Origin of the sequence: Salmonella sp. K21076, from assembly GCF_039650795.1 — a bacterium.
GTDB classification, from domain to species: domain Bacteria; phylum Pseudomonadota; class Gammaproteobacteria; order Enterobacterales; family Enterobacteriaceae; genus Salmonella; species Salmonella enterica.
On record NZ_JBCLYA010000004.1, the window covers coordinates 132055 to 143463 of the forward strand.

General features: G+C 53.5%; 10 protein-coding genes and 1 riboswitch. Of the genes, 8 read left to right on the forward strand and 2 right to left on the reverse strand.

The window, feature by feature from the left end; genetic code table 11:
• The first annotated feature begins 21 nt into the window (after positions 1-21).
• From argC to oxyR, 4 genes are all read left to right on the forward strand, one after another.
• Positions 22-1026, forward strand: coding sequence for an N-acetyl-gamma-glutamyl-phosphate reductase (gene argC, locus AAYN39_RS01615; RefSeq protein ID WP_000935332.1), 1005 nt, complete (start codon positions 22-24; stop codon positions 1024-1026).
• A 7-nt stretch (positions 1027-1033) separates the two neighbouring features.
• A complete protein-coding gene (argB, locus tag AAYN39_RS01620) occupies positions 1034-1810 on the forward strand; it encodes an acetylglutamate kinase (protein ID WP_001575262.1) in 777 nt (258 codons plus the stop codon).
• Positions 1811-1927: 117 nt separating this feature from the next.
• Entirely contained in the window at positions 1928-3304 is a 1377-nt protein-coding gene (gene argH, locus AAYN39_RS01625) for an argininosuccinate lyase (protein WP_001230038.1), read from the forward strand.
• A gap of 283 nt (positions 3305-3587) precedes the next feature.
• On the forward strand, positions 3588-4505 hold the full coding sequence (oxyR, locus tag AAYN39_RS01630) for a DNA-binding transcriptional regulator OxyR (protein ID WP_001025919.1): 918 nt from the start codon (positions 3588-3590) through the stop codon (positions 4503-4505).
• Here the strand turns inward: oxyR and sthA are convergent.
• Positions 4488-5888, reverse strand: a complete 1401-nt coding sequence (sthA, locus tag AAYN39_RS01635) for a Si-specific NAD(P)(+) transhydrogenase (RefSeq protein ID WP_001120789.1) — start codon at positions 5886-5888, stop codon at positions 4488-4490. The two genes, oxyR and sthA, sit on opposite strands and share 18 nt — an antisense overlap.
• 198 nt (positions 5889-6086) lie before the next feature.
• Between sthA and fabR the strand changes: the two genes are divergently transcribed.
• The gene (gene fabR, locus AAYN39_RS01640) at positions 6087-6722 is read left to right on the forward strand and encodes an HTH-type transcriptional repressor FabR (RefSeq protein WP_000971958.1); all 636 of its coding nucleotides are present in this window, start codon (positions 6087-6089) and stop codon (positions 6720-6722) included.
• 15 nt (positions 6723-6737) lie between these two features.
• Positions 6738-7097 (forward strand): YijD family membrane protein, encoded by a 360-nt coding sequence (locus tag AAYN39_RS01645; RefSeq protein ID WP_000813838.1) that lies wholly within the window; start codon positions 6738-6740, stop codon positions 7095-7097.
• A gap of 46 nt (positions 7098-7143) precedes the next feature.
• Here AAYN39_RS01645 and trmA read toward each other — a convergent pair whose 3' ends face one another.
• On the reverse strand, positions 7144-8244 hold the full coding sequence (trmA, locus tag AAYN39_RS01650; protein WP_000186987.1) for a tRNA (uridine(54)-C5)-methyltransferase TrmA: 1101 nt from the start codon (positions 8242-8244) through the stop codon (positions 7144-7146).
• Between the two features lie 114 nt (positions 8245-8358).
• Positions 8359-8552, forward strand: a riboswitch (cobalamin riboswitch).
• Positions 8553-8617: 65 nt separating this feature from the next.
• Here trmA and btuB point away from each other — a divergent pair.
• Together btuB and murI are read left to right on the forward strand one after the other, a co-directional pair.
• Positions 8618-10462: a TonB-dependent vitamin B12 receptor BtuB gene (gene btuB, locus AAYN39_RS01655; RefSeq protein ID WP_000591414.1), complete on the forward strand. Its 1845-nt coding sequence runs from the start codon at positions 8618-8620 to the stop codon at positions 10460-10462.
• Positions 10407-11258 carry a glutamate racemase gene (murI, locus tag AAYN39_RS01660; RefSeq protein WP_000201804.1) on the forward strand — a complete coding sequence of 284 codons (852 nt, stop codon included), beginning with the start codon at positions 10407-10409 and terminating at the stop codon, positions 11256-11258. Before btuB ends, murI begins: the two co-directional genes overlap by 56 nt.
• Positions 11259-11409 lie beyond the last annotated feature (151 nt).

An 11409-nucleotide genomic window follows, 5' to 3' on the forward strand; every position in this document is an offset into this window, starting at 1 on the left:
CGTTGAGCATAAAGGAACCCGATGTTGAATACGCTGATTGTAGGCGCTAGCGGTTATGCGGGCGCAGAGCTTGTAAGCTACGTAAATCGCCACCCACATATGACCATAACCGCTTTGACCGTCTCAGCGCAAAGCAATGATGCAGGAAAGTTAATTTCTGATTTACATCCGCAGTTAAAAGGGATTGTTGACCTGCCATTGCAACCGATGTCGGATGTACGTGACTTTAGCGCAGATGTTGATGTGGTGTTCCTGGCGACAGCGCATGAAGTGAGCCACGATCTGGCGCCGCAGTTTTTACAGGCCGGATGCGTCGTATTCGATCTTTCCGGCGCGTTTCGGGTAAACGATCGCGCCTTCTATGAAAAGTATTACGGATTTACTCATCAGTATCCTGAGCTGCTGGAGCAGGCGGTGTACGGTCTGGCGGAGTGGAATGCCGATAAACTGAACACGGCGAATCTGATTGCGGTTCCTGGTTGCTATCCAACCGCAGCGCAGTTGTCGCTAAAACCGCTGATTGACGGCGGGCTTCTCGATCTGACGCAGTGGCCGGTAATTAATGCCACCAGCGGGGTGAGCGGCGCGGGGCGCAAGGCGGCAATATCGAACAGTTTCTGTGAAGTGAGTTTGCAACCGTATGGTGTGTTTACGCATCGTCATCAGCCGGAAATCGCTGCCCATCTGGGCGCGGAGGTCATCTTCACCCCGCATCTGGGGAATTTCCCGCGCGGGATTCTGGAAACCATTACCTGCCGCCTGAAAGCGGGAGTAACCCATGCGCAGGTCGCCGACGTGTTGCAAAAAGCCTATGGCGACAAACCGCTGGTGCGCCTGTATGACAAAGGCGTTCCGGCGTTAAAGAACGTCGTCGGGCTGCCGTTCTGCGATATTGGTTTTGCCGTCCAGGGCGAACATCTGATTGTGGTGGCAACCGAAGACAACTTGTTGAAAGGCGCAGCGGCGCAGGCGGTGCAGTGCGCTAATATTCGTTTTGGCTTCGCTGAAACGCAGTCTCTTATTTAAGGGTGAAATGATGAATCCATTAATTATCAAGCTGGGTGGCGTATTACTGGATAGCGAAGAGGCTCTGGAACGTCTTTTTACCGCGCTGGTCAACTATCGTGAGTCCCATCAGCGTCCGCTGGTGATTGTTCACGGCGGCGGTTGCGTGGTGGATGAGCTGATGAAAGGGCTTAATTTGCCAGTGAAAAAGAAAGACGGCCTGCGCGTGACGCCTGCCGATCAGATTGGCATCATTACCGGTGCGCTGGCGGGAACCGCTAACAAAACTCTGCTGGCTTGGGCGAAGAAACACCATATCGCCTCTGTTGGTCTGTTTCTGGGCGATGGCGACAGCGTAAACGTGACCCAACTCGATGAAGCGTTAGGCCACGTCGGGCTGGCGCAACCGGGGTCGCCGAAGCTGATTAACATGTTGCTGGAAAACGGCTTTCTGCCGGTGGTCAGCTCCATTGGCGTAACAGACGACGGCCAACTGATGAACGTCAACGCCGATCAGGCGGCAACCGCGCTGGCGGCGACGCTGGGGGCCGATCTGATCCTGCTTTCTGACGTGAGCGGTATTCTGGACGGCAAAGGCCAGCGTATCGCCGAAATGACGGCGTCCAAAGCCGAACAGCTTATCGACCAGGGCATTATTACCGACGGGATGATTGTGAAAGTGAATGCGGCTCTCGATGCTGCGCGGGCGCTGGGTCGTCCGGTGGATATTGCTTCCTGGCGTCATGCGGAACAATTGCCGGCGCTGTTTAACGGCACGCCGATTGGCACGCGTATTCTGGCTTAACTATTTGTTCGCCCGATGGCGGCTGCGCCTTATCGGGCCTACGTGAACAGAAATTGTAAGCCGGATAAGCGTAGCGCTATCCGGCAGTGAAATTCGAAGAATTTAAGGAAGTCTATTATGGCACTTTGGGGTGGGCGTTTTACACAGGCGGCAGACCAACGGTTTAAACAATTCAATGATTCGTTGCGCTTCGATTACCGTCTGGCGGAGCAGGATATTGTCGGTTCTGTGGCCTGGTCCAAAGCATTGGTCACGGTAGGCGTACTGACTGCCGATGAGCAACGACAGTTGGAAGAAGCGCTGAACGTGCTGCTGGAAGAGGTTCGCGCGAATCCGCAGCAAATCCTGCAAAGCGATGCGGAAGATATCCATAGCTGGGTGGAAGGTAAGCTCATCGACAAAGTGGGTCAGTTGGGTAAAAAGCTGCACACCGGGCGCAGCCGTAACGATCAGGTGGCGACGGACCTGAAACTGTGGTGCAAAGAGACGGTGATGGAACTGCTCACCGCTAACCGCCAGCTACAGAGCGCGCTGGTGGAAACCGCGCAGGCGAACCAGGACGCGGTAATGCCGGGATATACCCATCTGCAACGCGCGCAGCCAGTGACTTTCGCCCACTGGTGTCTCGCGTATGTCGAAATGCTGGCGCGCGATGAAAGCCGCCTGCAGGACACGCTTAAACGTCTGGACGTGAGTCCGCTAGGCTGCGGCGCGTTGGCGGGAACGGCCTATGAAATTGACCGTGAACAATTGGCAGGCTGGCTGGGCTTCACGTCTGCGACCCGCAACAGCCTGGACAGCGTGTCCGATCGTGACCACGTACTGGAACTGCTTTCTGATGCGGCTATCGGCATGGTGCATCTGTCACGTTTCGCGGAAGATCTGATTTTCTTTAATTCTGGTGAAGCGGGCTTTGTAGAGCTTTCTGACCGCGTGACTTCCGGTTCATCGTTAATGCCGCAGAAGAAAAACCCGGACGCGCTGGAGCTGATTCGCGGTAAGTGCGGTCGCGTACAAGGGGCGCTAACCGGCATGATGATGACTTTAAAAGGTCTGCCGCTGGCGTATAACAAAGATATGCAGGAAGACAAAGAAGGGCTGTTCGATGCGCTCGATATCTGGCTTGACTGCCTGCATATGGCGGCGTTGGTGCTGGACGGTATTCAGGTGAAACGCCCACGTTGTCAGGACGCGGCGCAACAGGGGTATGCCAACGCCACCGAGCTGGCGGATTACCTGGTCGCGAAAGGCGTGCCGTTCCGCGAAGCGCACCATATTGTCGGCGAAGCTGTGGTAGAAGCTATTCGCCAGGGTAAGCCGCTGGAAGCGTTGCCGCTGGCCGATTTACAGAAATTCAGCCGCGTGATTGGCGACGATGTGTATCCGATATTGTCTTTGCAGTCGTGTCTGGATAAACGGGCGGCAAAAGGCGGCGTTTCTCCGCAGCAGGTGGCGCAGGCCATCGACGATGCGAAGGTGCGCCTCGCGTTGTAGGCCTTATAAGCGTAGCGCCATCAGGTAATACTGCCCGGCCGAGCATCAGCGACGCCGGGCTTTTTTACGCAAAAAAAAGCGGACCAGAGGTCCGCAAAAGTTCACGTTGGCTTTAGTTATTTCGGGTTCGAGAGATACCCTCTGAACGGGCGGTGTCTTCAAGGGTTAAACGAGAAACCGCTCCGTTCTGTGATGTATTATTAATCAGAAAGGTTGATAGGGATAATCGTTCGTTGCTATGCTACCTATCGCCATGAACTATCGTGGCGACGGAGGATGAATAATGAATATTCGTGATCTTGAATATCTGGTGGCGTTAGCCGAACATCGCCATTTCCGGCGAGCGGCGGACTCCTGTCACGTCAGCCAGCCAACCCTTAGTGGGCAAATACGTAAGCTGGAAGATGAGCTGGGCGTTATGCTGCTGGAGCGTACGAGCCGTAAGGTGCTGTTTACCCAGGCGGGCTTACTGCTGGTGGATCAGGCGCGTACCGTACTGCGTGAGGTCAAGGTGCTCAAGGAGATGGCAAGCCAACAAGGCGAGACGATGTCCGGCCCGCTGCATATTGGTTTAATCCCAACAATTGGTCCCTATTTGCTGCCGCTTATCATTCCAATGTTGCACCAGACTTTCCCGAAGCTGGAAATGTATCTGCATGAGGCGCAAACGCACCAGCTGTTAGCGCAACTCGATAGCGGCAAGCTTGACTGCGCTATTCTGGCGCTGGTGAAAGAGAGCGAGGCGTTTATCGAAGTGCCGCTGTTTGATGAGCCCATGATGCTGGCTATTTATGAAGATCATCCGTGGGCGAATCGCGATCGCGTGCCGATGTCCGATCTGGCGGGCGAGAAATTGCTGATGCTGGAAGATGGCCACTGTCTGCGCGATCAGGCGATGGGGTTCTGTTTTGAAGCGGGAGCGGATGAAGATACCCATTTCCGGGCGACCAGTCTGGAAACGCTGCGCAACATGGTGGCGGCGGGCAGTGGTATTACACTACTCCCCGCGCTGGCCGTACCGCAGGAGCGTAAGCGCGACGGCGTGGTTTATCTGCCATGCATTAAGCCGGAGCCGCGTCGTACCGTGGGGCTGGTTTATCGCCCGGGATCGCCGCTGCGTAGCCGTTATGAGCAACTGGCAGAGGCCATCCGTGGCGCAATGGATGGACATTTCGACAAGGCGTTAAAACAGGCGGTTTAAGCCGTTCAACGCCGCAACCCGATAAGCTTCCGCCATGGTTGGGTAGTTAAAGGTGGTGTTAACGAAGTATTCGATGGTGTTACCGCCACCTTTCTGCTCCATGATCGCCTGGCCGATATGAATAATTTCGGCGGCGCGTTCGCCAAAGCAGTGAATCCCCAGAATTTCTTTGGTTTCGCGGTGAAAGAGAATTTTTAGCGTGCCGACGTTCATGCCGACGATTTGCGCTCGCGCCAGATGCTTAAACTGCGCGCGGCCCACTTCGTAAGGCACTTTCATTGCCGTTAACTGCTGCTCGGTTTTGCCGACAGAACTGATTTCCGGAATGGTATAAATCCCGGTGGGGATATCTTCGATAAGATGCGCGGTCGCTTCGCCTTTCACCAGCGCCTGCGCTGCAATACGCCCCTGATCGTAGGCGGCGGAGGCCAGACTGGGATAGCCAATCACGTCGCCCACCGCATAGACGTGCGGCAGGGCGGTCTGGTACATACTGTTGACTTTGAGCTGTCCACGGCTGTCTGTTTCCAGACCAATATTCTCCAGCGCCAGCGAATCGGTGTTACCGGTACGGCCATTAGCATAGAGCAGGCAGTCAGCCTTCAGTTTTTTGCCGGATTTCAGGTGCATGATGACGCCATCATCGCAGCCTTCGATTTTCTCATACTCTTCATTGTGGCGAATAACCACGCCGCTATTCCAGAAATGGTAAGAGAGAGAGTCGGACATCTCCTGATCGAGAAAGGCCAGCAGGCGATCGCGGGTGTTGATCAGATCCACTTTCACATCCATACCGCGGAATATGGACGCATATTCGCAGCCGATAACGCCTGCGCCGTAAATAATAACGTGGCGCGGTTCATGGTGGAGACTCAGGATTGAGTCGCTGTCATAAATGCGCGGATGCGAGAAATCCACATCATTGGGATGGTAAGGACGCGAACCACAGGCAATAACAAATTTTTCTGCCGTCAGGGTTTCAACCGTGCCGTCATGGCATTCCAGCGCCAGGGTATGTTCGTCAATAAAATGGGCGTTGCCCTGCAAGATTTCACAGTGGTTACGCTCATAAAACCCCTGACGCATACGCGTTTGTTGATTAATCACGTTATCGGCATGATTAAGGATATCGGCGAAAGAAGAACGAAGGAGACGGGAGTGGTCGCTATAGAGCGGGTTTTGATTAAATTCAATAATGCGGCTGACGGCGTGGCGAAGGGCTTTGGATGGAATGGTGCCCCAGTGGGTACATCCGCCGCCAACGTTATGATAACGCTCAATCACCGCGACGCGTGCTCCTTGCTTAACCAGACCCATTGCAGCGCCTTCACCGCCGGGGCCTGACCCTATGACGACTGCATCATAATCCCAGGAATGTGGCATGGTATTACTCACCTGTTTTTATACATAAAATAAACACGATGATAACATTTGCCCAGCTTTAACCCAATTATCGTTGTGCTTTTTTGCGAAGCCGGAGCACAAACTGTCTGTAAACAATCATTCACAATCCAGTGTGAACCCGTTACTTTTATTCTCTGGTATAGTGCCGAATAAGGCATATGGAAGGATTCAGACATTGTGATGGGTGTTAGAGCGCAACAAAAAGAAAAAACCCGGCGTTCGCTGGTGGAAGCCGCATTCAGCCAACTGAGCGCTGAGCGAAGTTTCGCCAGCCTGAGTTTGCGTGAGGTGGCGCGTGAAGCGGGCATTGCGCCAACGTCGTTTTACCGTCATTTTCGCGATGTCGATGAACTCGGTCTAACGATGGTGGATGAAAGCGGTCTGATGCTGCGTCAGTTGATGCGTCAGGCGCGACAGCGTATCGCGAAAGGCGGCAGCGTCATTCGCACGTCGGTCTCTACATTTATGGAGTTTATCGGCAACAATCCCAACGCCTTCCGTCTGTTGTTGCGCGAGCGTTCCGGCACTTCCGCGGCGTTTCGTGCCGCCGTCGCGCGGGAGATTCAGCATTTTATTGCGGAACTTGCCGACTATCTGGAACTCGAAAACCATATGCCGCGCGCGTTTACTGAAGCCCAGGCCGAAGCGATGGTGACTATTGTCTTTAGCGCGGGCGCAGAGGCGTTGGACATCGGCGCTGAACAGCGTCGGCAATTAGAAGAGCGGCTGGTATTGCAACTGCGCATGATTGCGAAAGGGGCGTATTACTGGTATCGCCGTGAGCAAGAGAAAATAGCACATCATTCCGAATAACGTGAAGGACGAGTAATGAAACAGTCAGGTCAAGATAAAGGTACGCTGTTGCTGGCGCTCATCGCTGGCTTATCGATTAACGGCACATTCGCGGCGCTGTTTAGCGCTATTGTGCCGTTCTCCGTATTCCCGGTTATCTCGCTGGTACTGACGGTATATTGCCTGCATCAGCGCTACCAAAATCGTACTATGCCGGTAGGTTTGCCGGGGTTGGCCGCCGCTTGTTTCATTCTTGGCGTTTTACTGTATAGCACTGTCGTGCGTGCAGAATATCCGGATATCGGCTCTAATTTCTTCCCGGCGGTGCTGTCGGTGATTCTGGTATTCTGGATTGGCTTTAAGCTGCGTAACCGCAAGCAGGACACCGCGGAGTAGTGTGCGAATGCCGGATGGCGGTATAACCGGCCATCCGACGTACATTTTACCTTGCGGTGAGTAATACCCCGCATTCCATATGATGCGTATACGGGAACTGATCGAATAGCGCCAGGCGAGACACCGTGTGCGTCTGGCTTAACGTTTCCAGGTTTTTGCACAACGTTTCCGGATTGCAGGAAATGTACAGAATACGTGGATAAGCCTGCACCATTTTTTCTGTTTCGCTGTCCAGACCGCTGCGCGGCGGATCGACAAAAATGGTTTCGCACTGATAGCGCTTCAGGTCGATCCCCTGCAGGCGGTTAAACTCACGAACGCCGTTCATCGCCTGGGTAAACTCTTCCGCCGCCATGCGAATAATTTGCACATTATCAATATGATTAGCGGCAATATTGTACTGTGCGGCAGCGACGGACGGTTTGGCGATTTCGGTTGCCAGCACGCGGTTAAAATTGCGCGCCAGCGCTAAAGAAAAATTGCCGTTGCCGCAATACAACTCAAGCAGATCGCCTTTTGAGTCTTTCGTCACCTCCAGCGCCCACTCTAACATCTGAATATTCATGGCGGCGTTTGGCTGCGTAAAGCTGTTTTCGACCTGGCGGTAGATGATCTCTTTACCTGCCACAGGCAGACGCTCATCAATATAATCCTGATCCAATTCGATCTTGGTTTTAGTAGCCCGGCCAATCAGGTGTACGTTCAGACCTTGCGCGCGTAAAGCATCGCGTAACGCAGTGGCGGCTTCACGCCACTCTTCGTCCAGCTTCTTATGGTACAGCAACGACACTACCGCCTGGTTGCTCAAGGTCGTGAGATAATCGATCTGGAACAGCTTATGCCGCAGTGCATGATTATCGCGCACGCCGGCAATCATCGCCTTCATTAAGGTATTAATCAGTTGGCTGGCCGCCGGGAAGGTGTCAACGCGAATCCGGCTTTTGGTCTGCTGATCAAACATAATGTGGTACAGGTTATCGCCGTCATGCCACAGGCGAAATTCCGCACGCATACGATAGTGACTGACCGGCGAGCGAAATACTTCCGGAACCAGGCCAGAAAACGGCGCCATCATACTCTGCAAGCGCGCCACTTTTTCGGCCAGCTGCGCCTCATACTGTTCTGTCGGAAGATGTTCGGGGGTCATATCGCATCCTGAATAATAAAAGTACGCGGGGATTGTAGGGATTGCTCAGTGGATGTCCAGCTATTGATGATTTCTGATTTGTGATGCGCGGTCTGGACAGGGTGTTGTGACAGACGGTAGCATCCGTGGGCCGGTCCTGTGAGTTAATAGGGAATCCAGTGAAAATCTGGAGCTGACGCGCAGCGGTAAGGAAAGGTGAGATGAGAGCGTAAGCAGACACTGCCTCCGGCGGGAAGTCATCATTTCTGCTATCCAGTCAACGGATAACCCTCCAAGCCCGAAGACCTGCCGGCTAACGTCGCATCTGGTTTTTCATCATCGCGTACTATCGATGAAGCCTGCGGCATCCTTCTTATATTGTGGATGCTTTACAATGATTAAAAAAGCTACGCTGCTGACGGCGTTCTCCGTCACGGCCTTTTCAGCTTGGGCGCAGGACACTAGCCCGGATACACTGGTTGTCACCGCCAACCGTTTTCAGCAGCCGCGCAGCGCGGTTCTGGCGCCCGTTACCATCGTGACGCGTCAGGATATTGAACGCTGGCAATCGACCTCCGTAAATGATGTTCTACGCCGTTTGCCTGGCGTCGATATTGCGCAGAGCGGCGGCACCGGACAAAACTCCTCCATTTTCATTCGCGGCACCAACTCCAGCCATGTACTGGTATTGATTGACGGCGTGCGTCTGAATTTAGCAGGCGTGAGCGGGTCCGCCGATCTCAGCCAGTTCCCGGTGTCGCTGGTACAGCGCATTGAATATATTCGCGGTCCGCGTTCCGCTATTTATGGTTCCGATGCTATCGGCGGCGTAGTGAATATCATTACGACGCGCGATAACCCAGGCACAGAATTAACCGCTGGATGGGGAAGCAATAGCTACCAGAATTACGACCTCTCGACGCAACAGCAACTTGGCGAAAACACGCGGGCGACGTTGATCGGCGATTACGAATACACCAAAGGGTTTGACGTGGTAGCGAAAGGCGGTACCGGGATGCAGGCGCAGCCTGACCGGGACGGCTTTTTGAGTAAAACGCTTTATGGCGCGTTAGAGCATACCTTTTCTGATCGCTGGAGCGGATTCGTGCGTGGTTATGGCTACGATAACCGTACCGATTACGACGCCTATTACTCGCCGGGCTCGCCGCTGATTGATACACGCAAACTTTATAGCCAAAGCTGGGACGCCGGGCTGCGCTTTAATGGCGAACGTATTCAGTCTCAGCTAGTTTCAAGCTATAGCCACAGTAAAGATTACAACTATGATCCGCACTATGGTCGGTATGATACCTCCGCCACGCTGGATGAGATGAAACAGTACAATGTTCAATGGACCAACAGTGTGGTTGTGGGGCACGGTAATGTTGGGGCGGGCGTAGACTGGCAGAAACAGACTACCACGCCAGGTACCGGCTATGTGCCCGAGGGATATGACCAGCGTAATACCGGGGTTTACCTGACAGGATTACAACAGTTGGGTGACTTCACCCTGGAAGCGGCGGCGCGCAGTGATGACAACTCCCAGTTTGGTCGTCACGGTACATGGCAAACCAGCGCGGGATGGGAGTTTATAGAAGGTTATCGCTTTATTGCCTCCTACGGAACCTCCTACAAAGCGCCTAATTTGGGCCAGCTGTATGGGTATTACGGTAATCCGAACCTGAATCCTGAAAAGAGTAAACAGTGGGAAGGCGCATTTGAAGGGCTCACCGCTGGCGTCAGCTGGCGTATTTCAGGTTATCGTAACGATATTAATGACATGATCGATTATGACGATCATCTGCAAAAATATTACAACGAAGGTAAGGCGCGTATTAAAGGTATTGAGGCGACGGCGAATTTCGATACCGGACCGTTAACGCATACGGTCAGTTATGATTACGTTGATGCGCGTAATGCGATTACCGATACGCCATTACCCCGGCGTTCCAAACAGATGGCAAAATATCAACTTGACTGGGACGTTTACGATTTTGACTGGGGGGTGACATATCAATACCTTGGTTCCCGCTATGATTCGGATTACTCCGCTTACCCATACCGGACAGTAAAAATGGGCGGCGTCAGTTTATGGGATCTTACGGTTGCATATCCGGTCACCTCACATCTGACAGTTCGTGGTAAAATAGCCAACCTGTTCGACAAAGATTACGAGACAGTTTATGGCTACCAAACTGCAGGACGAGAATACACCTTGTCTGGCAGCTACACCTTCTGAACCACGTCCCACCGTGCTGGTATTTGATTCCGGCGTCGGTGGATTGTCGGTCTATGATGAGATTCGGCGGCTCCTGCCGGATCTCCACTATATATATGCTTTCGATAACGTGGCTTTCCCCTACGGGGAAAAGAGCGAAACGTTTATCGTTGAGCGCGTTGTCGAGATTGTGACTGCGGTACAGCAGCGCTATCCCCTTTCACTGGCGGTGATTGCCTGTAATACCGCCAGTACGGTCTCACTTCCCGCATTACGTGAAAAGTTTGCCTTCCCGGTGGTGGGCGTTGTGCCTGCGATTAAACCAGCGGCGCGGCTTACCGCCAATGGCGTCGTCGGGCTACTGGCGACGAGAGCCACGGTCAAACGTCCTTATACTCACGAGCTGATTGCGCGCTTCGCCAATGAATGTCAGATAGCGATGTTGGGGTCGGCAGAACTGGTGGAACTGGCGGAAGCTAAATTACATGGCGATTCGGTATCGCTGGAAGAACTGCGCCGTATATTACGCCCATGGCTACGAATGCCGGAGCCGCCTGACACGGTCGTTCTGGGGTGTACGCATTTCCCTCTATTACGGGACGAGCTTTTGCAAGTCCTGCCCGAAGGGACGCGGTTAGTGGATTCCGGCGCGGCGATAGCGCGTCGTACAGCCTGGCTGTTGGAACATGAAGCGCCGGATGCGAAATCAACCGATGCCAATATTGCTTATTGCATGGCAATGACGCCAGGAGCTGAACAATTATTACCCGTTTTACAGCGTTATGGCTTTGAAACGCTCGAAAAACTGGCGGTTTAATGGCGTTTTGGGTAAATACCAGGCACTTGAGAAATTATTTTAAATTTCCTCTTGTCAGGCAGAAATAACTCCCTATAATGCGCCACCACTGACACGGAACAACGGCACACAGGCCGCCGGGTCAGCGGGGTTCAGACCAGAATCCCACGGA

What these genes read in the sequence shown, in the direction of transcription:
- argC (WP_000935332.1), top strand. Translation starts at nt 22, where the DNA reads ATGTTGAATACGCTGATTGTAGGCGCTAGCGGTTATGCGGGCGCAGAG.
- argB (WP_001575262.1), top strand. Translation starts at nt 1,034, where the DNA reads ATGATGAATCCATTAATTATCAAGCTGGGTGGCGTATTACTGGATAGC.
- argH (WP_001230038.1), top strand. Translation starts at nt 1,928, where the DNA reads ATGGCACTTTGGGGTGGGCGTTTTACACAGGCGGCAGACCAACGGTTT.
- oxyR (WP_001025919.1), top strand. Translation starts at nt 3,588, where the DNA reads ATGAATATTCGTGATCTTGAATATCTGGTGGCGTTAGCCGAACATCGC.
- sthA (WP_001120789.1), bottom strand. Translation starts at nt 5,888, where the DNA reads ATGCCACATTCCTGGGATTATGATGCAGTCGTCATAGGGTCAGGCCCC.
- AAYN39_RS01645 (WP_000813838.1), top strand. Translation starts at nt 6,738, where the DNA reads ATGAAACAGTCAGGTCAAGATAAAGGTACGCTGTTGCTGGCGCTCATC.
- trmA (WP_000186987.1), bottom strand. Translation starts at nt 8,244, where the DNA reads ATGACCCCCGAACATCTTCCGACAGAACAGTATGAGGCGCAGCTGGCC.
- btuB (WP_000591414.1), top strand. Translation starts at nt 8,618, where the DNA reads ATGATTAAAAAAGCTACGCTGCTGACGGCGTTCTCCGTCACGGCCTTT.
- murI (WP_000201804.1), top strand. Translation starts at nt 10,407, where the DNA reads ATGGCTACCAAACTGCAGGACGAGAATACACCTTGTCTGGCAGCTACA.